Annotated in this window: 22 protein-coding genes; 7 read left to right on the plus strand and 15 right to left on the minus strand. The window is 32.5% G+C overall.

What is annotated here, in order from left to right; translation table 11 throughout:
• Positions 1-307: 307 nt before the first annotated feature.
• The 7 genes from EAH81_RS11630 to EAH81_RS11660 all read right to left on the minus strand — a co-directional run bounded on the left by EAH81_RS11630 (position 308) and on the right by EAH81_RS11660 (position 4,604).
• Positions 308-1,219 (minus strand): TIGR01777 family oxidoreductase, encoded by a 912-nt coding sequence (locus EAH81_RS11630; protein WP_140507167.1) that lies wholly within the window; start codon positions 1,217-1,219, stop codon positions 308-310.
• 119 nt (positions 1,220-1,338) lie between these two features.
• A complete protein-coding gene (locus EAH81_RS11635) occupies positions 1,339-1,725 on the minus strand; it encodes a hypothetical protein (RefSeq protein ID WP_140507169.1) in 387 nt (128 codons plus the stop codon).
• A gap of 19 nt (positions 1,726-1,744) precedes the next feature.
• The gene (locus EAH81_RS11640; RefSeq protein WP_140507171.1) at positions 1,745-2,092 is read right to left on the minus strand and encodes a hypothetical protein; all 348 of its coding nucleotides are present in this window, start codon (positions 2,090-2,092) and stop codon (positions 1,745-1,747) included.
• Between the two features lie 2 nt (positions 2,093-2,094).
• The gene (locus EAH81_RS11645) at positions 2,095-2,538 is read right to left on the minus strand and encodes a hypothetical protein (protein WP_110835496.1); all 444 of its coding nucleotides are present in this window, start codon (positions 2,536-2,538) and stop codon (positions 2,095-2,097) included.
• Between the two features lie 18 nt (positions 2,539-2,556).
• Positions 2,557-3,642: a DUF2071 domain-containing protein gene (locus EAH81_RS11650; RefSeq protein ID WP_317130494.1), complete on the minus strand. Its 1,086-nt coding sequence runs from the start codon at positions 3,640-3,642 to the stop codon at positions 2,557-2,559.
• A gap of 99 nt (positions 3,643-3,741) precedes the next feature.
• Entirely contained in the window at positions 3,742-4,032 is a 291-nt protein-coding gene (locus EAH81_RS11655) for a hypothetical protein (RefSeq protein WP_140507173.1), read from the minus strand.
• Positions 4,033-4,100: 68 nt separating this feature from the next.
• Positions 4,101-4,604: a GbsR/MarR family transcriptional regulator gene (locus tag EAH81_RS11660; protein WP_089351967.1), complete on the minus strand. Its 504-nt coding sequence runs from the start codon at positions 4,602-4,604 to the stop codon at positions 4,101-4,103.
• Positions 4,605-4,954: 350 nt separating this feature from the next.
• Between EAH81_RS11660 and EAH81_RS11665 the strand changes: the two genes are divergently transcribed.
• The 3 genes from EAH81_RS11665 to EAH81_RS11675 all read left to right on the plus strand — a co-directional run bounded on the left by EAH81_RS11665 (position 4,955) and on the right by EAH81_RS11675 (position 7,792).
• On the plus strand, positions 4,955-5,368 hold the full coding sequence (locus tag EAH81_RS11665; RefSeq protein WP_140507175.1) for a DUF1842 domain-containing protein: 414 nt from the start codon (positions 4,955-4,957) through the stop codon (positions 5,366-5,368).
• Between the two features lie 146 nt (positions 5,369-5,514).
• Positions 5,515-7,011, plus strand: a complete 1,497-nt coding sequence (locus EAH81_RS11670; RefSeq protein ID WP_140507177.1) for a hypothetical protein — start codon at positions 5,515-5,517, stop codon at positions 7,009-7,011.
• Positions 7,012-7,087: 76 nt separating this feature from the next.
• On the plus strand, positions 7,088-7,792 hold the full coding sequence (locus tag EAH81_RS11675; protein WP_140507179.1) for a hypothetical protein: 705 nt from the start codon (positions 7,088-7,090) through the stop codon (positions 7,790-7,792).
• Between the two features lie 117 nt (positions 7,793-7,909).
• On the opposite strand, the gene EAH81_RS11680 is transcribed toward EAH81_RS11675, so the two are convergent.
• The 3 genes from EAH81_RS11680 to EAH81_RS11690 form a co-directional block, all read right to left on the minus strand.
• Positions 7,910-8,569: a vancomycin high temperature exclusion protein gene (locus tag EAH81_RS11680; protein WP_140507182.1), complete on the minus strand. Its 660-nt coding sequence runs from the start codon at positions 8,567-8,569 to the stop codon at positions 7,910-7,912.
• A gap of 126 nt (positions 8,570-8,695) precedes the next feature.
• Entirely contained in the window at positions 8,696-9,271 is a 576-nt protein-coding gene (locus tag EAH81_RS11685; RefSeq protein WP_140507184.1) for a hypothetical protein, read from the minus strand.
• Position 9,272: 1 nt separating this feature from the next.
• Entirely contained in the window at positions 9,273-11,300 is a 2,028-nt protein-coding gene (locus tag EAH81_RS11690) for a M3 family metallopeptidase (protein WP_140507186.1), read from the minus strand.
• 230 nt (positions 11,301-11,530) lie between these two features.
• Here EAH81_RS11690 and EAH81_RS11695 point away from each other — a divergent pair, with 230 nt between their 5' ends.
• Positions 11,531-12,199, plus strand: coding sequence for a hypothetical protein (locus EAH81_RS11695; RefSeq protein WP_140507188.1), 669 nt, complete (start codon positions 11,531-11,533; stop codon positions 12,197-12,199).
• A gap of 66 nt (positions 12,200-12,265) precedes the next feature.
• Here EAH81_RS11695 and purE read toward each other — a convergent pair whose 3' ends face one another.
• The 5 genes from purE to EAH81_RS11720 form a co-directional block, all read right to left on the minus strand.
• Positions 12,266-12,748, minus strand: a complete 483-nt coding sequence (gene purE / locus EAH81_RS11700; protein ID WP_041516353.1) for a 5-(carboxyamino)imidazole ribonucleotide mutase — start codon at positions 12,746-12,748, stop codon at positions 12,266-12,268.
• Between the two features lie 363 nt (positions 12,749-13,111).
• Positions 13,112-14,260 carry a 5-(carboxyamino)imidazole ribonucleotide synthase gene (locus EAH81_RS11705; protein WP_140507190.1) on the minus strand — a complete coding sequence of 383 codons (1,149 nt, stop codon included), beginning with the start codon at positions 14,258-14,260 and terminating at the stop codon, positions 13,112-13,114.
• Between the two features lie 271 nt (positions 14,261-14,531).
• Entirely contained in the window at positions 14,532-15,086 is a 555-nt protein-coding gene (locus EAH81_RS11710; RefSeq protein WP_140507193.1) for a hypothetical protein, read from the minus strand.
• Positions 15,087-15,107: 21 nt separating this feature from the next.
• A complete protein-coding gene (locus EAH81_RS11715) occupies positions 15,108-17,204 on the minus strand; it encodes a TonB-dependent receptor (RefSeq protein ID WP_140507195.1) in 2,097 nt (698 codons plus the stop codon).
• 237 nt (positions 17,205-17,441) lie between these two features.
• Complete coding sequence (locus EAH81_RS11720; protein WP_140507197.1) at positions 17,442-18,713, minus strand: PQQ-dependent sugar dehydrogenase; 1,272 nt, start codon at positions 18,711-18,713, stop codon at positions 17,442-17,444.
• A 185-nt stretch (positions 18,714-18,898) separates the two neighbouring features.
• Between EAH81_RS11720 and hpt the strand changes: the two genes are divergently transcribed.
• The 3 genes from hpt (at position 18,899) to EAH81_RS11735 (ending at position 21,576) form a co-directional block, all read left to right on the plus strand.
• On the plus strand, positions 18,899-19,429 hold the full coding sequence (gene hpt / locus EAH81_RS11725) for a hypoxanthine phosphoribosyltransferase (RefSeq protein ID WP_140507199.1): 531 nt from the start codon (positions 18,899-18,901) through the stop codon (positions 19,427-19,429).
• A 74-nt stretch (positions 19,430-19,503) separates the two neighbouring features.
• A complete protein-coding gene (locus EAH81_RS11730; RefSeq protein ID WP_140507201.1) occupies positions 19,504-20,076 on the plus strand; it encodes an adenylate kinase in 573 nt (190 codons plus the stop codon).
• A gap of 225 nt (positions 20,077-20,301) precedes the next feature.
• A complete protein-coding gene (locus tag EAH81_RS11735; protein WP_140507203.1) occupies positions 20,302-21,576 on the plus strand; it encodes a hemolysin family protein in 1,275 nt (424 codons plus the stop codon).
• Positions 21,577-21,734: the final 158 nt, after the last annotated feature.

Consider the following 21,734-nt stretch of genomic DNA (forward strand, 5'->3'; position numbering starts at 1 on the left):
ATATCAAACCAAAGCGTTCCGCTAATTATAAATGTTGTTATCCATATTCCAATTATAATTATTAGTATGAAAGATATTTTCGCATAATTAATTTTTATGTTTTTGTCTTCGATACTGTTAAAGATTAAAATACAAAATAAGTAAGTTGGTATTGAAAACATAAATCCCATAATTATCATAATAGGATATATTTCTAAAAATTCAATAGTATTACGAGTATCAAAATCAAGTAGATATTTTTTTAAAATTAAAATTAGTGGCCCGGATAATAATGTTAGAATCCAGTGACCCATTATATATATTCTAGTCATTTTTGCAATAAATTTTCAAAAGCCTCATCAATATCTCCAAACTTAAATTTAAATCCATTTTCTAAAAGCCGTTTCGGAATCACATTTCTGCTTTTCAAAACCAATTCGGGCTCTGTTCGAATAAAGAAAGATCCAATTTTTAATAAGAAAGTATTCATCGGAATTCCGAAAGGAAAACCAACTGCTTTTCTAAGTTTTTTCATAAAATTAGCATTACGAATTGGTTTTGGAGAAACGACATTAATAACGCTGGTTATTTCTTTTTGAAGAATAAATTCGATTGCATTTGCAAAATCTTCTTCGTGAATCCAACTTACAAACTGATTTCCTTTTCCTTGTTTTCCTCCAAAACCAATTTTGGACAAAGTTTTAAGCGGAATAAAAGCGCCGCCATTTTTACCTAAAACAATCGAAGTTCTCAAAGCGGTTTTTAAAGTATTTGGAGTTTCGGTTTTAAAAAAAGCTTTTTCCCAGGAAAGAGCAACGTTTATAGAAAAGTCATTTCCGATTTCTCCACTAACTTCATCCATTTCTTTGTCTAAAGAAAAACGATAAATAGTAGAAGTCGATGAATTTAACCAGTGTTTTGGTGAATTTTGACAGTTTAAAACCGCTTTGTTTAAAATCTTTGTGCTTTCAATTCGGGATAATAGAATTTCTTTTTTGTTTTCTTTAGTATAACGGCAATTAACAGATTTTCCTGCAAGATTAATTAAAACCGTTGCGTTTTCTAATTCTTTTTCCCAACCTGATAAAGTCTTTGCATTCCAGTTGACGTATTTAATTCCATCAATTGTTTGAGATTTTCCTCTGGTGAGAATTACAATTTCTTCAAACTTATCTTTGAAATGATTAACTAGAACTTGTCCCAGAAAACCGGTTCCGGCTGCGATTATGAGTTTTTTCATCTTTGAGTGATTTTTTAGCCACGAATTGCGCGAATTTGCACTAATTTTTACATATAAGGATTAAAATATTAATTCGTGATAATTCGTGAAATTCGTGGCGAACCTTTTAATATGAAATGTTAAGCTTTAAAAACTAATCTTTCTTCCCTTTGAGCTTCTTTTGCTTTTCTTTTCCCTCTGAAAAAGAAGTATAAGTTGAAGAATAACATTATACCAAGATAAATAGAAAAACCTCCAATTTTGTAACTTAATCTTTCAATTAATTCCTGATAACTGTCGTGGTTTAATTGCAATTCTAAAATCATTAAAGCAAAGCCAATATTTAAAAGATAAAAACCGGTTTCAAAAAGTTTGTTTGTTGCTTCTGCAATTTCTTCTCGCCCTTTGAAGATGTCCAGCATAAAGATTTTTCCGTTTTTGAAAAGTGTTTTAGAAACGTAATAGGTAAGAAATAAAGCGATTGGTAAATAGATTCCATAACCGATTAAGATTTTTGTAGTTTCCATGATATTTAAATTTAAAGTGTTATTTGATTAATTTATGAATGTACTTGGTTAATATTATGATGTTGAGGTAATGCAAAAGTGAAATGATGAAAATGATGATTGCGGTTTTTGTTCCAATTGTTTCGACAAGATTAGGGAACGATTGTATTTTTTGCCAGGAAATTAAAGTCATTGCGCAATAACCAATATTTAGAAGATAATAGGCTAAAAGTAATACCTGATTGATTTTTTGGCAGATATCAGCGTGATTTGGGATCAATTCCAGAACATAAATGTTTCCATTCCTGTAGCATATTTTTCCAACTTTTAAAATGATGAAAACTGTAATGCCGAGATAAATAAAATATCCAATGATGTTGAGATTCATGACTAAAGCAGTTTATAATGTCCAATTAAATTATAAAGAAACAGTGCTGAATTTACGGTTGCAAACAATACAAATAGTGTATTCATAAAGTAGCTTCCTACTTTGAAAATTAATTTTTGAGGAATTTGATACATCGGATAATAGGCAATTTGAGTCGCAACTTTTCCAACCCAATACAAAGCAATTAATCCTGTTAATGCAACTGCTAAAGCTGATTGTTCTTTCAATTCGTTTGTAAATAGAATTGCGATTAATCCAAAACAAAAATTTAATCCCTGAATGTATCTTCCGTAGGTTTTTGCTATTTCCTGATTAAGAGGTTTGAGCTGTTTTACATCATTATACCAATCAAAAACCTGATGACGAATGTATGGATAAATAAGTGCTGTAAATATTTGGCCTATTCCGCTTAGGATTATTAACCAGTTTGGTATAGTTGCGTTCATAGTTTTGCTTTTTAGAAATTAATAACTATTAATTGTAGTAGTAAGGTTCTCCTGAATTTGTATTTCTGCCAATTTGCATTTGTTTTTTACTTCAATTGCAGATCCTTTCGCCAGGAAAATTGAAGTTGGAATAGTAGTTTCTAAAAACTCAAATTCATTACCATAATTTTCCTGAAAATCAATATCAATTTTGTGATTTAGAACGTTGAATTGTTCCCATCTTGGATGTTGAACTTCATACTCAAAAGTGGCTTTTTCGTCAATTTTGGTATAACCGAAATAATGTTCTGTGATAAACTCCGCTTCAGAATCAATTTCAATTTCTGTAGATTGTTTCTCAGTTTCTAACTCAATTGTATTCCATTGTTCTTTATTTTTCCATTGATAAACAAAAGTTTGTGTATTGTCATTTTCAACGATTTCATGATTCATTTTCTGAGTTTCGTAATGTTCCTGATATAAAGTATTGGCAATAAAAGTGATTGCTTTTTTTGGAACAATTTCTTTAATGAAAACTACACCGCGTTTCCATTCGCCGTTTTCAAAACGCTTTACATAAAATCTTAAATTGACTTCTTCAAAATTTACATGAAACGGAATTTTTACTCCCAAAACTTTTGTGTTCTTAAACATAAAACCAACTAAGCTTACATAACATTTGTTGTTCCAAATGTCTATTTGAGTTCCTGCTGGAATATATTTTTCTAAAATTTTAGGATCAACTTCATAATTAAAAAGTGCTAAGTTTTTCCATTCTGCTTTTAGAAATGAATCAGAAGTAATATTTGCTGTTAGAAAATAGAAGTAAGTTGCTATTAACATCGGAAACACAAAAAAACTAAGAAAATTTCCTAAATCATTTCCGAATGCACAGTTGCTCAGAATTAATATAAAAGCTGTAAAAACTAAAAGCCAATAAAGCTGAATTTTTCTCTTTTTTTCTTTGCTGAGTTCCTTCATTTTTGTGAGCAAAATAATTCCTAGTATTATTTGTACAATTCCTAAGACGATTTGAAATAACATTCCAAAATATACAAGAAGATAAAGTCCCAGAGTTGTAAAGTAAAATATTTTGTTGATTTTATGTAATGTAGTAAAGGTCATGATTTTGTTATTTTTAAACTTTCAGTAGTAAAAAAAGAAAGTTTTGGGTGAATCTTATTTTGATGAAATAAATTGCTGCTAAGTTTTTTTATCCTGCTTTTAAGAAGTTGTTAGTTTTGCTTTTTGATGGTATATAATTATGGTTAAGAAAAATATTAGGCAAATTGGTATTACGAATAACCAGCCAAAACCTCCCTCCCAAAACGAGAAAAAGAGAATTACTAAAGCAAAATAGATATATATTAATTTGTTTTTTGGGAAGATTAAAACAAATAGAATTGCTGCCAAAACTTGTAACGCGCCAGTAAAAGGTAAACCGTAACCACCGGCTAGTACAAACATAAGTGCCGCTATATTTATGATCTCGATTATTTTAAATATTGTTTTCATGGTTATTGATTGTTTTAAACTTTCAGAAAAAAATGAAAGTTTTGATTAAATTTTTTTAGTTTGATGTTTTATTTCATGATTTTCAGAACCAAACGTCCCAACCAGTTTTCATTAAATTCTGTCATTTTATCCAACATATTATCAGCTTTTAAAACAAAGTCATACAATTTAGTCGTTTGATCTACAAAGTGTTTTTCTTCAGCAGAATCTTTTGCTTCAATAGTCGAAACTTCTTTTAATATCTTAAGAGCCGGTTTGATTTCTCTTTTGCTTCTTTCTCTTGCAATTTTAGAAGCCAATTCGTCCAAATCTTTTTCGGCAGTAAAAAACTCTCTTCTTTCTCCCGCTTTATATTCTTTATAGACAATTCCCCAATCCATTAAAGCCCTAAGGTTCATACTGGCATTTCCGCGGGAAATTTGCAATTCATCCATAATGTCTTCCATAGAAACAGCTTCGTTCGAGACCATTAATAAAGCATGGATTTGCGCCATTGTTTTATTAATTCCCCATTGAGAACCTAATGCTCCCCAGGTTTGTACAAACTTATTTTTTGCTTCTTTGAATTCCATAGATCAAATGTAAGCAAAAGTTTTTAAACTTTCAAAAATAAATGAAACTTTATTAGGTAAGATTTTTATTTCGCTTTTTTGGAATTGTAAAAACAGGTGTTTTTACGCACTGAATTTTCCTGTGCCATCCTTTATCTGTTTCATGCTTAATAATCTCTATCCCATTACATTTTGTCAAAAGCATTTATCCATTTGATATAATTTTGAAATAGAAAGTAGACCAAAAATGTATTATCTAATATGTTTTTGAACTATTTGATTACAATTTAACCAAGTGGAGCAGAACCCACTAAAAAAAACGAGGCGGCTCCGAAAAGCCTTACGAGTAGGAATCCTAAATCAAAAAAATTATGTCAGATTTATTAGCAGGTGCTTATTTAGCACAAGGCACAATCGGAAATGTGGGAACACCAGGTGCTCCAATCGCAAAATTTAGTTTAGTAGTAGTACCATCTCAACATTCTGTGACAGGTACAGTTGTAATCACTCAGGCGATACAAGGTCCAGATAGTCATATTGTTGTTAACGTAACAGGAAAAATATATGGAGCCGGAATTGGTAAGGTTACACAATTGGTTAGTCTTCAGGGAGAATATATTCACTCTGTTCCTCCACCGAAAATTGGTTCTTTTTTAGCAAAATTTGATGCTCATTTAGCAATCGATAATGCATGGAACGGAACTGGAGGTTTTTCATACTACCAACATAATATTGAAAACGTACCAGTTACAGCAGCAAAAAACTTAAAAGAAGAATTAGTTTAGAAATAAATTTTCCCCAAAAACAAATTCAACAGGATAACGAAACTTCCTGACTCGATTCGAGTTTTGATTTAAAAGATCGCCTGACTTTGGCGGTCTTTTTTGTTCAGTGAATCCTGATTCTGAATAATTATTAAACCTAAGAAAAAATGAAAAGAAAATCCATCATTATAATCGTATTAGCTGTCTTTGTAATAGCAGCTATTTCATTATTTTTTCTGAACAAAGAAAAAATAATGGAAAAATTTGGCACCTCTTCAGGATATGCCACAAATGGAAAAGCGGCTGAATCATGTGAATGTGAGAAAAGCTGGTTTCCGCATGATCAAACTCCGGCGCCAAAAGAAGGTGACGGAAGTCCGTTTGATAATGCAAGTACAACAAATTGTGATTTTCACCAATGGTCGTGGCAAAAGTTTTTGTGGGTTACAAAACCATTGCCAAGCGGAAATCCGTTCTTTTTAGATTCTCTGGATTTAGTTAGTCCGCAAATGGAAGATGTTGCGCCACAATTAGGTCTTAAACTTACGTTGAGTTCTATTAATCAAGCTGGTTTTAGTGCTGTTTTGCGTTCTAATCCTAAATTTAATAATGTTGCAGATACGGTTTATTATTCCATACATATTAATGCGCTGCTAAAAGACAAAGCCGTTTTAATGGCTTCTTTAATCAATAGTGGGAAATTACCTGTTGCTAATTTAGAGACATTTCCGGTTGGCGCATTAGAAATAAAAGCTTCCTGGATTAATATCGATGCAATTGCCAAGGCGCAGCAACAAGATTATTTTACAACTAAGGCGGCTGTTCAAAATAGTAAAGGAAAATATGTTCAAAAAACCGTTGCCTTATTAGGTATGCACGTAGTGGGAGTTGTAAAAAATCATCCTGAATTTATTTGGGCAACTTTCGAACATAAAGATATGGCGCCAGTTTATGACAAGAAAAATAATTCGGTAACATCTGCAAACGAAATGTTGTTTTACGAAAAAGGAACAAGTACAGGTATAGATGGTATTAGATGGATTAATGGTGCAACTTCTCCAGTTGTTGCTAATAAAGCTTTTATTCTATATGAGTATGGAGTACCAAAGAATTTGAATACAGGTGAATTTATGGCTACAAGTCAGTCAGAACCTGCTAATTTTAATAATATTGAGGATATCAATAAATGTGTAGCATCTAACTTGAAAGATGTTTTTAGAAATTATTTTTACAATGGTTCTATCTGGTTAAATTTTGACGGAGTTTCTTCTGAAAATCAAAAGAAAGCAATTGTAACAAAAAACATTGCAAGTGCGCTTCCGGATTCGTTAGCCAGAGGTTCAGTTAATTTGGCAAACATTACGATGGAAACTTATACGCAGACTTTTCAAGATGATATACATAAAATTAACAATGGTAATTTGGCAAATTGCTTTTCTTGTCACAGATCTACAAACTTTGATAAAAAGAGACCAGGAAAATCCCCTTTGTTTTTAAGTCATTTATTTGGAGATTATTTACTATTTACCAAACCTCAAGTGACGGCTACTGGTAAGAATGCAAATAATTTAGATAATTCACGTGCGAAACGTATTAAGGAAATAGAAGCATTGAAAACACAACAACTTCTAGATTTTATCAATGCAGAAAAGCAAAAAAAATAAACTATGAATATCCAGGAAAGAATGCTGGGCATAATCTGAAAATAAGTACAAACAAACAATAAAAATATATTAAATCATGTTAAATATGGGAGCATTAAATTCAAGAACTAATTATACTATTTTTTTAAGAAATGAAAGTAGGGATACGAAAAATTTTTGGTTATTTTTAGAAAAACCAAATGGACTATCTAATAATGAAATTTATGCAAATTCATCTGTTTATCTTTCTGTTTCCCCAAATGATAGGGGAACAAATACGATCGTTATTCCGACTAAATATTCTTTGGGAGCAGGTGCATCAAGTAAAGCAGTAGGTTTGGGCGTTCAAATTGACTCAAATGTTGTCGTAGATGCTGAATTAAAACAAACCTGGGAAGCTCATTATGCGAGTACACCTCCTAAGCAAGGAGCAAATCTGAATTTGGTACAAGGTCAAGGAAGCCCGGATAACAGTATAGTTTTATTATCTAATTCATTTGATAAAGCTAAAAATGAAAGTGACAATTGGTACAGTAATGCTAGCTTTGGTATTCAGACACAAAATGGATTTTTGGGAGTTACTTGGTCTCCATATCCAAATGAACAATGCCTAATTACTCCAAATCTTTCATTTTATATCGCTACCGGTTCTTTTAAAAGTAATGAACTTGCTGATCTTGCAACAATTTCCGGACAATCTGCAAAAGTTGAATTAAGGGATTTTAAAAATTTCGAGGTTACTGTTACCTTAAATAGTAGAGGACAATGGATGGTGCAGCCGGGACGAGTACAGGAAATTTAGAAGGACTACATATAATGTAGTCCTTTATAAATAAAATCTAAACACAATCATACATTGATTGTTGTTCGGAGTAAATTCAAAAAAAAATCCGAAGTAAATTTTACTTCGGATTTTTCTTTATCGTTTATCTTCTTTAGAATAATTAGAAGGTCCATTAATATCAATTGAATGTCCTAAAAAATGGGGCTCCCGATTTCTTAAAACATCAAAAAAGGATTTAAAAACAGAAAGATACTCTCTAAAACAAACATATTTGTAACCAAGATATTCTCCTTTATTAGCAGAATATCCAACAGATTTTATTCCGAGTTTTTGTCCGATATAAATGGCACGGTTTAAATGATATTCCTGAGATATTAAAGTCGCTTTTTTGATATTAAAAATATGTTTGGCGCGATACATTGTTGAGTAAGTGTCGAAACCTGCATAGTCAATGAATATTTTAGTTGTATCAACTCCATTTCTAAAACAGTAATTTTTCATCACCGTTAGTTCGTCATGTTCGTCATTTCCGTTATCTCCTGAAAGCAAGATTTTGTTTATACGTTTTGATTTATACAATAGAATTCCCGCATCCAATCGATCTTTTAGATATTTGCTTGGTTGATCTCCATTAATTCCTGCACCAAAAATAATTCCGACATCATTTTTCGGGAACTTTTTAAGGGAATAATTAATGTGTTTTTTGGTTGTAGATTTTACGTATAGATTTACAGAAACAATTGCAATTAATCCAATAATTGCAAGGTAAATGAAGATTTTTAAATATTTTTTCAAAATGTGTTTTTGTAAGATTAAGATTTAAAAGTGGTGAAGATAAATAACATTTGTTTATAGTCAAAATCAAATAAAAAAACCGAAGCTAAAATAGTTCGGTTTTTATTATCTCATTTCATTTAAGTTCTATTTCTCTTGTAATATATTATACAATTTCTTGTAATCGCCTTTTTGTCCAAATTGATCTGTATTAACTTTAGTTCCTACAATTCTGTTTTGCTTACAACCAAAGCATATTTTAGCAATACCAACAATTTTGTTTTCCTTTTTAAAAACTAAAATATCCCGATAGATAGCCATACAAGCATATTGTTCCGACATATTGAATTGTTTAAATCTAAAAATATCTTTTATCTTTTCGATTTTATTTTTGAATATTTTTTGTTTTTTAAATCCAATATCTTCAATATAGGACAGAAATGCTATGTCATCTATTGATTTTGGAGGGGTATTTTGCATAATAATTGAAATTAAACGCTCTTCTTTTTGAGTTTTTTTGTTTTTATCCCAAGTATTCATTATCCATTCTTCGCTTAGATCAATATTATAATACTCAATTTCATCAAAATCAAAATAATAATTGCCATTAGTAATTTCTTTAACTAATTCGAGTTTTTTCTTTTGTGGTTTTATGGGATCATTCTTTTTCTCATTACAACTCAAAAGTAAAATCAGAATATTTAATATTATAATTTTCTTCATCTTAAAGAAGTCCCGCTCTCTTCAATAAAGCTTCCGGTTTTGGTTCCTGACCTCTAAAGCGTTTGTACAAAATCATCGGATGTTCAGTTCCCCCTTTTGAAAGTACATTATCTTTGAATTTTGTTGCTACTTCGTGATTGAAAATACCGTTTTCCTGAAAATATTCAAAAGCATCAGCGTCCAGAACTTCAGCCCATTTGTAACTGTAATATCCAGAAGAATATCCGCCTTGAAAGATGTGTGAAAAAGCAGTACTCATTGCATTTTCTTTTACATCAGGATATAATTGTGTGTTGGCAAATTGTTCTGTTTCGAAAGCTTTAAGATCTGTAATGTTTGTAGGATCTTGTCCGTGCCAAGCCATATCTAAAAGTCCAAAACTTAACTGACGCAAAGTTGCTAATCCTTCCTGAAAACTGGCACTTTCTTTAATTTTCTGAACATATTCAATCGGGATAATTTCTCCCGTTTCGTAATGATTCGCAAACAAAGCCAAAGCTTCTGGTTCGTAACACCAGTTTTCCATAATTTGACTTGGTAATTCTACAAAATCCCAAAAAACAGAAGTTCCGGATAAACTCGGGTAAACAGTATTCGCCAACATTCCGTGTAAACCATGACCAAATTCGTGGAATAAAGTCGTAACCTCATTAAAAGTCAATAAAGATGGTTTCGTTTCTGTTGGTTTGGTAAAGTTACAAACGTTCGAAATATGTGGTCTTTCATTAACGCCGTCTTTTTTATATTGATGTTTGAATGAAGTCATCCAGGCACCGTTTCTTTTTCCTTTTCTTGGGAAAAAATCAGCGTAGAAAATTGAAACCAAATTACCATCAGCATCAGTTACTTCATAAGTCGTAACTTCTTCGTGGTATTTGTCAATGTCAAAAACTTCTATAAAATTTAATCCGTATAGTTTTTTGGCAACCGTAAAAGCGCCGTTCAGTACTTTTTCTAATTGAAAATAAGGTTTCAGTTTTTCATCGTCTAAATTAAAAAGCTTTTGTTTTAATTTTTCAGAATAATAAGCACCGTCCCATTTTTCCAATTGTTCGATTCCGTCTAAATCTTTTGCGAAAGCAGTTAATTCAGCAAATTCTTTTTGAGCTGCGGGTTTTGCTTTTGCTAATAAATCATTCAGGAAAGAGAAAACTTTCTCCGGACTTTCGGCCATTCTTTCTTCCAAAACAAAATTTGCATGTGTTTTATAACCTAACAAATTAGCTCTTTCGAAACGTAATTTGGCAATTTTCAAGACATTTTCCTGATTGTCGAATTCGTTATTTTGAAAAGCTTTTGCACCAAAAGCAATTGCCATTTTTTTACGCAATTCGCGATTGTCTGCATAAGTCAAAAACGGAACATAACTAGGATGATCTAAAGTGAAAATCCAACCTTCTTTTTCTTTGCCTTTTGCTAATAAGCGTGCCGCTTCGATTGTTCCTTCGGGTAAACCGGATAAATCTTTCTCGTCAGTCAAATGCAATTCGAAAGCATTTGTTTCTGCCAAAACATTCTCGCCAAATTGTAAACTCAGCTTTGATAATTCTTTGTCGATTTCGCGTAATTTATCTTTTTTGTCTTCCGCTAAATTCGCTCCGTTTCTGGAAAAGCTTTTATATTTTTTATCTAATAAAGTTGTTTGCTCCGGATTTAGATTCAGACTTTCTTTTTGATCGTAAACCGTTTTTATTTTGGCAAATAAAGCAGCATTCAAAGTAATGTCATTTCCGAACTCTGAAAGTAAAGGTGAAACTTCCTGAGCGATTTTTTGCATTTCGTCATTCGTTTCCGCCGAATTCAAATTGAAGAAAACACTCGAAAGACGATCTAGAATATCTCCTGAGAAATCCATTGCTACGACAGTATTTTCAAAAGTTGGTGCTTCAGTATTGTTTACTATAGCATCGATTTCGGCTTTAGCCAAAGCAATTCCTTCCTGAAAAGCAGGAAAATAATCTTCGATTTTAATTTGCGAAAAAGGCGCAGTGTTATGTTTGGTTGTGAATTTTGAAAGTAAAACGTTCATGTATGATATAATTATTTTATTAATTGAAGCCGAAATTTTTGAATTCCAAAGATAGCAATTTAAAAAATCTTCCCGTCAAAACAAGATGGATTGTCTGTATAAAAGCCTTACTAAATTGTGTTATATATATGTTATTTATTTTTATACTGGTTTTAAAAATCTTAAATTGTACAAATTAGGATTAGAAATATAAGATACTAATCAGAAATAATTGTAAAAAAAAGAAAACGATGAATTATCAAATTGTAATAAAGAGAATCGATACTGTTAATGAAGTTGAAGGATATTGGTCTGATGAAGATTTTGTCCAGTTACTAGAAAAATTCAATTATCCGGATGGGGCAACAGCAGAGAAATCGAGTTTACCGGAATTATTAGAAATGGCTATTTCGGATTACGAACCAAATGAAGCTGCCGAAATTGTCTTGAAATACAAATTCCCTGATAGATTAAATGACGGGCAAGTTGAGCAAATAGCACACAATATGTTAATCGATAAAGTTTGCGAGGAATATCCTGAAATAGACATGCAAGGCACTTTGTTTCATGTTAATCAGTTGCTTTTTAAAGCTTACAACGGAAAATTCCCGAATGCAAAAGCTTCTATTGTTCATTTTTCATTAACTCCAATTGATGGAGAAACGCAAAAATTGACAGCCGAAAACGTATTGAAATTATTGAACGGAGGTTTGTCTGATAGAAACCTTATTAAAAGATTGTTCGAAAATCAAATGTCCCAAAATATTCCATTTCCTGAAGCGGAAGGTATTGTTTGGGAATTGAGAACAAAAGACGATGTAAATTACAATCTGGTTACTTCAGAAAACTGGATAAATAAAGAAGATATAACGCAATATGAATTTGAATCTGTTCTGGAGGATATTGAAGAGGAAGCGTAATTTTCGTTTTCAGTTTTCAGTTTTGAGTCGCAGTTTATACTGAAAACTGCGACTCAAAACTGAAAACTATTTCAATCCTTCAGCTGCTTTATTAACCGCTGCTTTCAATTCTTCTTTATAAGCAATAATCGTATCAAGCACTTTTTTATCATGACTTCCGATGATTTGCGCTGCAAGGATTCCAGCATTTTTTGCTCCGTTTAAAGCTACAGTTGCAACCGGAACTCCGCCTGGCATTTGTAGAATCGACAAAACCGAATCCCAACCGTCAATAGAATTGCTTGATTTTACAGGAACCCCAATTACAGGAAGCGGTGACATCGAAGCAACCATTCCCGGTAAATGTGCAGCTCCTCCGGCTCCGGCAATAATTACCGAGATTCCGCGAGTATGTGCATTTTTACTGAAATCGAATAATTTCTCAGGCGTTCTGTGTGCCGAAACGATATCTACTTCGGTTTCGATATTAAATTGTTTTAGTATGTCGATGGCATCCTGCATGACTGGCATGTCTGAGATACTTCCCATTATAATGGCTACTTTGCTCATGTTTTTTGTTTATTTTGTTTCAAGTTTCAGGTTTTCGCTGTGACTGAAAAGTTATTTTGTTTAAAGACGTTTTAATAATTTATAAATCAAAAATGTAATTACTAAAATGGATGCAATAGAAAACAATGTCAATATTGTAAATGAAAGGAAGCTTTTTATTCGCTCACCTAAATATTCATTTTTATCAGTAAATCTTTCAAAATGAATTTTAAACAGATTTGATGGGTCAGATAAATTTAAAAGATTGCTTACTAATTCTATAAATTCCATTTTAATTATATTGATTAAATCAAGATTAAAAACTGGTTTCTTGTTTTTTTTAAGTTTCAGGTTTCCGCTGTGACTGTAAACTGCGACTGAAAACTATATACTTATTACTTTAATAGTATTCTTAACCTGCTCTGCAATTCTTCTTGCTTCTGCCATATCTTCATTTACGATTGTAACGTGACCCATTTTTCTGAAAGGACGTGTTTGTTTTTTACCATAAATATGTGGTGTAACGCCATTCCAACCTAAAATAGTTTCGATATTTTCATAAACAACATCTCCGGAAAAACCTTCGGCACCAACTAAATTTACCATAATTCCGGCAACTTTACTATCTGTATTTCCTAACGGAAGATCTAGAATCGCGCGCAAATGATTTTCGAATTGTGAAGTATAACTTGCTTCGATAGAATAATGACCCGAATTGTGTGGGCGGGGAGCAACTTCATTTACCAAAATTTCATCGTCATTGGTTTGGAACATTTCAACTGCTAAAAGTCCAACGTGATTAAATTTCTCCGAAACATTCAAAGCAATTGCTCTGGCTTTTTCGGCAACTTTATCATCAATTCTGGCAGGACAAATTACATATTCTACCTGATTGGCTTCAGGATGAAATTCCATTTCTACAACCGGATACGTTTTAATTTCTCCAGATGGATTTCTGCAAACAATAACTGCCAATTCATTTTTGAACGGAATCATTGTTTCTGCAATACATTCTACATTTGGTAAAGCATCCAGATCAGAAGCCTGACGAATTACTTTTACACCATTTCCGTCGTAACCAAATTCAGTGCATTTCCATACAAAAGGTAATTTGAGATCGCTGATTTTAGATTTTAAACTTTCTAAATTTTCAAATCTTTCAAATGGTGCAGTCGGGATATTATTATCTGCGTAAAATTGTTTTTGGATTCCTTTATTCTGAATTCCTTTTAAGGTTTTTGGAGAAGGATATATTTTTAAACCTTCTTTTTCTAATTGGGTTAGCGCTTCAAGATTAACCAATTCGATTTCAAAAGTCAGAACATCAACTTGTTTTCCAAAATTATAAACCGTTTCATAATCCATTAAATCACCCTGAAAGAATTTATTACAGGCAATTTTACTCGGAGCTTCATCACTCGGATCTAAAACATAAGTTTGTATATCAAATTTTCTGGTGTCGAATAAAAGCATTTTGCCCAATTGTCCGCCACCTAATATTCCTAATTTAAAATCAGAAGAAAAATAATTCATTGTAGTTGTGTTTTTGCAAAGATACTTTTTAATCTTTTTTTTGCCATGAATTTCGTGAATTTCATGATTTTTTTCCAATTTCAATTTTAAACACAATACAATTAGTGAAAATTTGTGGAATTCGTGGCGAACTTTTTTTAAATCTGTGGCTAAAAAAATTAACCGCAGAGGCCGCAAAGTCTTTTCGCAAAGTTCGCAAAGCTTGATTGGAGTTTTTGGCTAAAATTCAGCAATAAGTTCACAAAGCTATACGTGTAAATTTGTGGCAAGATTACTTTTCTATTTTCTTCAAAACTTCTCTCGCAACTGCTTTATACGCTGCCGAATGATCTGCGTAATCTTTATTTAAAATAATTTGTAATTCGGGATGAATCCAATCGTAGTGGTTTCCTAAAAGATATAAAGTTCTTATCGAATAGGCTTTTGTGGCAACTTTTACGTCATTTATAAGCCAGTCAAAAGAAGCCTCGATGCAATCCTGCAGATTTTCTTCAGAAAGTAAGATACTGTTTTCACCTTTCTTATAATGTGCTTTTACTAAAAGCTGAACAATTTTTGCAATAGGGCGAATGGAACTTTCATCTTTCAAAATCTTCAAATTTGAGCAGAAAAAATCAAGATGAGGTTGCAGCCAAATCAATTCTTCGTAAGATACAAACTCCAGAATCCAACAAGCTTTATGATTGTTCTTGTCTGATGGAGAAAAACAAATCGAAACCAATTCCTTAAATAAAGAAGGATTTTCTAAAACATCTTGTGCGACATTAAGACGGTTTTCTCTATAAGCTTTTAGGTAATCAAGTTTTGATTGTAATTCCGAAGACATTTTTGTGAGTTTAATACACATCTAAAATAAGTAATTTATCGAAACACTTCCGTAATAATTTATAGGAAGACCAGGATAATAATATCTTGGCGTTGAGCTCCCGACTGCAACTGCATTTGGTAAAATTAAGGAAGCATATTTTTCATCAGTAAGATTATTTATGCCAAAAGCCAATTGTGCATTTAGATTAGGAAGAATCTCAAAACGATAACCCGTCTTTAAATTTAGAATCATATAAGAATCAGAATAAACGGAATTGGCATCATTTAAAGGTATTTTGTCCACAAACTGAAAATCGGAAGAAAAATAAATACCTAAGTTAGTGTTCAGCGTTATTCCGGCATTTACTTTATTGGCGGCAACTCCGGTTAATTTATTTCCCGAGTAATCATTTCCGTTATCGACAAAATCTTTAAATTCATATTTCCCTAAAGAAGCACCGATATAAGAGTTTAAAGAGAAAAATCGATTAATGGACCAATTGTGTTTTGCTGAAATTTCAATTCCTTCATGAAATGTTTTGCCTGCATTTATACCTTCATATTGATCGTCGCCAATTCGTTTTGCAACCAGTAAATCTTTTATTTCCATTCGATAAACGGCAAATTCAGTATAGAGGTTTTTGCCGAAAAGGTAGAATTTTCCACCAACTTCAAAATTATAACCGCTTTCAGGTTTTATATCCGGATTTATGTTTCCCGTACTTGTGAGCGTTTCTTCTGTAGCGGGCAATGAAAATCCTCGGCTTGCAGAGAAGTAAAGAGTTTGTTCCTGATTTGGTTTAAAAAGAAAAGACAATTGTGGCGAAAGGATTCCGTCATAACTGTATTTTTCCGTTGCCGTTTTTTGAGGAAGAAAGTTTGTGAGCTCAAAATGAGTTTCATTATAGTTTAATCCTGCTTGAAACTCAAATTTTTCAGAAAGCAAAGTTCTTATTTGCGAAAAGATATTATAAAAATGCCTTTTCTGATCTGTTTCTGTCAGTTCTTTTCCTTGTAAACTTCCTTGACCATTGTTGGTTTTGTATAAATTTTCAAAAGTATTTCCGTTATAATTGTCTGTAAAATATTCAATTCCGGCAATAAACTGGTTTTCAATTTTACCGATTTTAAACTTACCTGAAAATTGCGTTCTTGCTCCGGTACCAAACGTATATTGACGCAAAATATCAAAAGGTCTTGGTTCGTTACTGTCTTTATAATTAATAAAAACCGAAGTTGAATTGCTTAGATTGTCGTGGATTTTAAAGTCATAAGCCAATCCCACCAAAGTCGATTTGTATTCCTTAAATCCTTTTGACGCAACCCACGTTGGTGCACCCAATTGCGGGTTCGTATCATAAACTTCTTTACTGATCGAACTCGGAATATAAGCTTTCAAATAAGTATAATTCGAAAAATAAGTAAGCTTGCTATTTTGCTTCTTGAATAATTCTCCTGCAAGTGTTATTCCTTCCCGATTATAAGAACTGTTCTCGCGCCATCCGTCGGTTTTTAGTTTGTGATAACTGATGCTTAAACTTGATTCTTTTTCTGTCAGACTATAATTCAGGCTGTTTTTCAATAATCCAAATGAACCAAAAACGCTGCTTATGTTTGCATTTTCTCCTTTTGTTTTGGAAAGCTGAGGTGAAATCAAAATAGCACCGCCCAAACCGGCACCATAAATACTGGAAAGCGGACCTTTTATAACTTCGATCTGACCAATGTTTTCGAGATCAATATCATCAATAACAGTTTCGCTATTTCCTGAAGTCAGCGGAATACTTCCGTAAAATGCTCTTATTTTATTAGTTCCGTAAGTTGTTCTTGCACCAATACCGCGAATCGAAATTCGGGTTGTGGTGAAATTCGAAGATTGCATAAATACTCCCGGAATCGTGTTGATTACGGTGCTAATATCTGTAGCATTATTTTGCAGAAGGTCTTTTTTTGATAAAATTCCTATTGAAGCAGGCGCATTTTGTAAACTATCATTAATATGAAGCGAACTAATAACAACTTCTTCTAATTTTTCTGTTTGAAGAGAATCAATAGATTTACTTTTCTGTTCTTGTGCAAAAGTATTTTGGAAAACAAAAGCGATAAAAACAAGAAAGCAATATTTTTTTAGAATCATAAAAACAGAGTTGAAGGTTTTTACGTAGAATATTAACACATAGAAACATAGATTTTGATAGTTCAAAAAAAGGCGTTTCACTTTACATCAAGTCACATAGCTATGTGTGTTTAAATAAGTAAAACGCCTTTTATGATGTCAAGTAACTATGTTTCTATGTGTTGAAATTCTCAGCGTGTAAAGTGTATAATTGGAATTTGGTCCCGAAGCTTCGGGATTAAATATTGGAATTTAATTTTATTTATTAGCAGTAACCTTCCAAATTGTATTTCCGCTATCATCATTTACAAGAAGAGATCCGTCTTTCATAACAGTTACCGCGACCGGACGTCCATAAACTTCAGCAGTATCTGCGTTGGCTATAAAACCAGTTAAAAAATCTTCAGGTTTTCCGGAAGGTTTTCCATTTGCAAACGGAACAAAAAGAACTTTATAACCCGATATTACGGAGCGATTCCAAGAACCGTGTTGACCTACGAAAGCTCCATTTTTATATTTTGCAGGAAAAGCATTTTTATTATAAAAAGCCAATCCCAAAGAGGCAGTATGACAACCAACCGGAACGTCAGGAACAATCGCTTTGGCGGCAAGATCTTTACGTTCACCTTTCATTCTTGGGTCAAGGTTATTTCCGTAATAAGAATAAGGCCATCCATAAAAACCACCCAGTTTTACGCTCGTAATATAATCCGGAACTAAGTCGTCGCCCAATTCATCACGCTCATTAACAGCCGTCCATAATTCCTTATTAACAGGGTTCCAATCCATTCCCATTGGATTTCTAAGTCCTTCAGCATAAGTTTTTTCGCCAGTTCCATCAGGATTAATTTCTAAAATTGCTGCACGACGCACTTCTTTATCCATTCCGTTTTCTCCCACATTACTTCCGGAACCAACTGCGATATAAATTTTTGTTTCCTGAGGATTCGAAATTATATTTCTAGTCCAGTGATTGTTGTATCCTCCGGCAGGAAGTTCTACAATTTTGACACCTTTTGTTTCTAATTTGAGAGGCGCATTTTTATAAGGATAACGATATAAACCGTCGGTATTGGCTACGTAAAAAAAGTCTTTTAGAATTAACATTCCAAAAGGCCTGTTCAGACCTTTTAAGAAAACTTCACGAGTTTCAAATTTTCCGTCTTTATCTGTATCACGAAGAACTATAATTTGATTTTTACTTGTTTTAGTTCCGCTTTCCACAACAAAAATATCATTATTCGGACCTATATAACTCCAACGCGGATTATCAAAACCATCAGCAAATTTTGTCACAGTAAATCCTTCTGGTGCTTTTGGTGTTTTGCCTTCCGGCCAGCCAAGAACTTTACTGTTCTTTGTTTTAGATTCGGTAGCATACGGTGGAGGCAAAGTAAGATCGCCAATCGCAGTTTTTACAACTACCGAAGGTTCTTTGGATATAATTTCTTTCTCTGCTTTCGATTGTCCATTGCAAGCTGTAAGTATAGCTAAAAAGGATATTGATAATATTTTTGGAACGGTTTTCATAGTAGTTTGAGGTTAAAAGTTTAAAGGATAACAATTTAGTGAAATATTGAATATTTCAAAGAAAAAAAATGTAAATCTTTAGTGATATTTAACAATCTTAAAAAAATATGTTCGTGACCTATTTTGATACTTACAGTTTGGTTGTAATTCTGTATCTTTGCGCATTATTTTAAACACAAAAAATAATGATACAACTTCACGATAAACAATTTGTTCCGTTTATTTCGGCCAAAGAAATTGATTTTGCTTTGACCAAAATAGTAGCACAAGTAGAAGATGATTTTGGAGATGATACCCCAATTTTTATTGGCGTTTTGAACGGTGCATTTATGGTTGTTGCCGATTTTTTAAAGAAATACAAAAGCCCTTGTGAGGTTTCATTTATCAAAATGTCATCTTATGAAGGAACGGAAACTACCAATACTGTAAAAGAATTAATTGGTATCAATCAGGATTTATCCGGAAGAACCGTTATAATTATCGAAGACATTATTGATACCGGAAATACGATCGAAGAATTAAAGCATTTGTTTAAACAACAAAACGTAAAACATTTTAAAATTGCAACATTGTTTTTTAAACCGGAAGCTTATAAAAAAGACATTAAAATAGATTATATCGGAATCAGAATTCCAAATAAATTCATCGTTGGCTACGGATTAGACTACGATGGTTTAGGACGAAATCTGCCTGAGGTCTATAAATTGGCGGAATAATTAAAAACACACACAACTATATATTCATTTAAAACTTCTTATAAAAAACAGAAGTAACAACACTCACTCATATTATGATTAACATTGTTTTATTTGGAAAACCAGGAGCAGGAAAAGGAACTCAGGCTGAATTTTTAAAAGAAAAATACAATTTGACACACCTTTCAACAGGAGATATCTTTCGTTTCAATTTAAAAAATGACACAGATTTAGGTAAAAAAGCAAGAGTTTTTATGGACAATGGAGAATTGGTTCCTTGCGAAGTTACTACAGCAATGTTAATTGACGAAGTAAACAAACATCCTGATACCGCTGGTTTTTTATTTGACGGTTATCCAAGAACTTTAGATCAGGCAGAAGCTTTAGATAAGTTTTTACCAACAATTGGGTCAAGCGTTACGGCAACAATTGCATTAGAGGCTGATGACGAAATTCTGGTAGCACGTTTATTAGAAAGAGGAAAAACAAGTGGAAGAGTTGATGATCAGGACGAAGAAAAAATTCGTGTGAGATATCAGGAATACAACGAAAAAACAGCTCCACTAATTGGATATTATAAAGAACAAAATAAGTTTCACGCCGTAAACGGTATCGGAACTATCGAAGAAATTACACAACGATTAACGTCAGTTATAGATAATTTGTAGAAGCTATTCCAGCTGTACGTGAAATCCCGATAGCTATATCGGGACGCTAAAAAAACTATTTTTCTAACTAGAAAACGAGCTTATCCCGATGCTTCAGGAGTCGACTGTTTTCCGGCAAGAAAAATTAGTTTTTTTAGCTCCGGGCTTTTCACTTCCATCTGGGCTATGAAATATTGGAATTGCAAATTACATTAACGAACTATTAAATAACGAATAATCCACAAATTGGAAATACTAATAATATTTTTTCTAATACTATTAAACGGCGTTTTCTCTATGTCCGAAATTGCACTTATTTCGGCAAGAAAAAACAGATTGGAAACCGCTGCAAAAAAAGGAAATAAAAGTGCCAAAATTGCGCTCGATTTAGCCAATTCGCCAAATAAGTTTTTATCTACAGTACAAATCGGAATTACCTTAATCGGAATTTTGACAGGTATTTATAGTGGTGATAAAATCACGATAGATGTAGAAACATTTGTTAGCGGATTTGCCGTTTTAAAACCATACGCACATTCAGTTGCGGTTGGAATTGTTGTAGTTGTATTGACCTTTTTCTCATTAGTTTTAGGAGAGTTATTGCCAAAAAGAATTGGTTTGAATTATCCTGAATCGATTGCAAAAATGGTAGCATTACCAATGAAAATTGTTTCGATTATTACTGCACCATTCATTTGGTTACTTACAACTTCGACTGATTTTTTATTGAATGTTTTACAAATAAAACCTTCAGCTGACGGAAAAGTAACGGAAGAAGAAATTAAAGCCATCATTAAAGAAGGAACCGAAGGCGGAGAAGTTCAGGAAATTGAACAAGATATCGTAGAACGTGTTTTTCATATTGGTGACAGAAAAGTAAATTCATTAATGACGCACCGTAAATCAGTAGACATGTTGCCTTTTACTGCTGACAAAGCAAAAATAAAAGAACTTGTTCTTCAGGATTTGCATACTGTTTATCCGGTTTACAGAGATAATTACGATGACATTGTTGGAATCGTAACTTTAAAAAATATATTTGCCAACATCGAAAGTGATCATTTCGATTTGGGCGCAATAATGACAGATCCTCCATATTTAATGGAGCAAACAACAGCTTACAAAGCATTAGAAAATTTCAAAAAAACAGGCGTACATTACGCTTTAGTTTCAGATGAATATGGTGTTTTTCAAGGTATTATTACCTTAAACGATATTTTGGAAGCTTTAGTTGGTGATGCATCTGATTTTTATAAAGATGAATTCCAATTAATCGAACGAGAAGACGGTTCATGGTTGGTTGACGGACATTATTCCTTACACGATTTCCTAACTTATTTTGAGTTAGACGAATTGACAAATGATTACGAAGTTAATACCGTAAGCGGAATGATTATGACGGAGCTTTCTCATATTCCGAAAGAAGGTGAAAAATTAATCTGGCAGAAATTTGTATTAGAAGTCATCGATATGGATGGCGTAAAGATTGACAAAGTGTTGGTGAAAACACTTAAAGAGTAAAGAAAATAAAATAGTTTTTAGTCGCAGTTTGCACTGAAAACTGAGATTGAGATTGAACATAAAAATAGTTTTCAGTCGCAGTATTTAGTCGCAATTTGCACTGAACAACGTGACTGAGGCTGAGTACTAAAAACAATAGAAGTTAGAAATATGATTTA

The organism is Flavobacterium pectinovorum (assembly GCF_006438875.1).
Classification (GTDB): domain Bacteria; phylum Bacteroidota; class Bacteroidia; order Flavobacteriales; family Flavobacteriaceae; genus Flavobacterium; species Flavobacterium pectinovorum_A.

Bases quoted from the DNA above. Each gene is read 5' to 3' on its own strand.
- EAH81_RS11690 (WP_140507186.1), bottom strand. From the start codon at position 11,300: ATGAACGTTTTACTTTCAAAATTCACAACCAAACATAACACTGCGCCT.
- EAH81_RS11635 (WP_140507169.1), bottom strand. From the start codon at position 1,725: ATGGAAACTACAAAAATCTTAATCGGTTATGGAATCTATTTACCAATC.
- EAH81_RS11640 (WP_140507171.1), bottom strand. From the start codon at position 2,092: ATGAATCTCAACATCATTGGATATTTTATTTATCTCGGCATTACAGTT.
- EAH81_RS11705 (WP_140507190.1), bottom strand. From the start codon at position 14,260: ATGAATTATTTTTCTTCTGATTTTAAATTAGGAATATTAGGTGGCGGA.
- EAH81_RS11655 (WP_140507173.1), bottom strand. From the start codon at position 4,032: ATGAAAACAATATTTAAAATAATCGAGATCATAAATATAGCGGCACTT.
- EAH81_RS11670 (WP_140507177.1), top strand. From the start codon at position 5,515: ATGAAAAGAAAATCCATCATTATAATCGTATTAGCTGTCTTTGTAATA.
- EAH81_RS11720 (WP_140507197.1), bottom strand. From the start codon at position 18,713: ATGAAAACCGTTCCAAAAATATTATCAATATCCTTTTTAGCTATACTT.
- EAH81_RS11695 (WP_140507188.1), top strand. From the start codon at position 11,531: ATGAATTATCAAATTGTAATAAAGAGAATCGATACTGTTAATGAAGTT.
- purE (WP_041516353.1), bottom strand. From the start codon at position 12,748: ATGAGCAAAGTAGCCATTATAATGGGAAGTATCTCAGACATGCCAGTC.
- EAH81_RS11710 (WP_140507193.1), bottom strand. From the start codon at position 15,086: ATGTCTTCGGAATTACAATCAAAACTTGATTACCTAAAAGCTTATAGA.
- EAH81_RS11715 (WP_140507195.1), bottom strand. From the start codon at position 17,204: ATGATTCTAAAAAAATATTGCTTTCTTGTTTTTATCGCTTTTGTTTTC.
- EAH81_RS11660 (WP_089351967.1), bottom strand. From the start codon at position 4,604: ATGGAATTCAAAGAAGCAAAAAATAAGTTTGTACAAACCTGGGGAGCA.
- EAH81_RS11650 (WP_317130494.1), bottom strand. From the start codon at position 3,642: ATGACCTTTACTACATTACATAAAATCAACAAAATATTTTACTTTACA.
- EAH81_RS11675 (WP_140507179.1), top strand. From the start codon at position 7,088: ATGTTAAATATGGGAGCATTAAATTCAAGAACTAATTATACTATTTTT.
- EAH81_RS11630 (WP_140507167.1), bottom strand. From the start codon at position 1,219: ATGAAAAAACTCATAATCGCAGCCGGAACCGGTTTTCTGGGACAAGTT.
- hpt (WP_140507199.1), top strand. From the start codon at position 18,899: ATGATACAACTTCACGATAAACAATTTGTTCCGTTTATTTCGGCCAAA.
- EAH81_RS11665 (WP_140507175.1), top strand. From the start codon at position 4,955: ATGTCAGATTTATTAGCAGGTGCTTATTTAGCACAAGGCACAATCGGA.
- EAH81_RS11730 (WP_140507201.1), top strand. From the start codon at position 19,504: ATGATTAACATTGTTTTATTTGGAAAACCAGGAGCAGGAAAAGGAACT.
- EAH81_RS11685 (WP_140507184.1), bottom strand. From the start codon at position 9,271: ATGAAGAAAATTATAATATTAAATATTCTGATTTTACTTTTGAGTTGT.
- EAH81_RS11645 (WP_110835496.1), bottom strand. From the start codon at position 2,538: ATGAACGCAACTATACCAAACTGGTTAATAATCCTAAGCGGAATAGGC.